General features: G+C 66.9%; 1 protein-coding gene. It reads right to left on the bottom strand.

Features of this window, described 5'->3' with window-relative positions; genetic code table 11:
* A partial coding sequence (locus tag SB772_RS45585) for an aconitase family protein (protein ID WP_410839227.1) occupies positions 1-236 on the bottom strand: 236 nt, incomplete at both ends.

Raw genomic sequence — 236 nt, 5'->3', positions numbered from 1 at the left:
GCGACTTCGAAGCCGAGCTTCGACAGGTAGGGCAGCAGGCCCGTCTTCGTCAGGTACTCGGTGACGATGCGCGATCCCGGCGCGAGCGAGGTCTTGATCTTCGGGTCGACAGTGAGGCCGGCCTCGACGGCCTTCTTCGCGAGCAGGCCGGCGGCCAGCAGCACGCTCGGGTTCGACGTGTTCGTGCACGACGTGATCGCGGCGATCAGCACGTCGCCGTTCTTCACGTCGACGCC

It is taken from the genome of Paraburkholderia sp. SIMBA_030 (assembly GCF_046535245.1).
Classification (GTDB): domain Bacteria; phylum Pseudomonadota; class Gammaproteobacteria; order Burkholderiales; family Burkholderiaceae; genus Paraburkholderia.
This window is presented reverse-complemented; position numbering and strand designations above follow the sequence as displayed.